The following is a 225-nucleotide window of genomic DNA, read 5'->3' as shown; positions in this document are numbered from 1 at the left end:
CTCCACTCCTCCCATCCACCCCTTTATCTCCGTACCCATACCCCCCCTCCCCCTCATTCTCATCCTCCCTCTCCTCATCCTCCTCCCCACCCCCTCCACCCACGGCCCCCGTAAACTCCACCACTCCCCCACCCTCACCCCTCTCTCCAAACTCCCGCGCCTCCCCGACCCCTACGCCAACCCCCCCCAGCTCCACCACCCTCTCACCAGCCACATCCCCCACAC

General features: G+C 66.7%; 1 pseudogene. It reads right to left on the bottom strand.

Going from position 1 to position 225, the window contains the following annotated elements:
* Positions 1 to 225: pseudogene (locus tag FS507_RS20175) on the bottom strand (hypothetical protein); the annotation flags it as partial.

The organism is Corynebacterium glyciniphilum AJ 3170, from assembly GCF_007673095.1.
In the GTDB taxonomy this organism is placed as follows: domain Bacteria; phylum Actinomycetota; class Actinomycetes; order Mycobacteriales; family Mycobacteriaceae; genus Corynebacterium.
The sequence above is the reverse complement of the archived record's forward strand: the minus strand, read 5'-3'. Positions and strand labels throughout refer to the sequence as shown.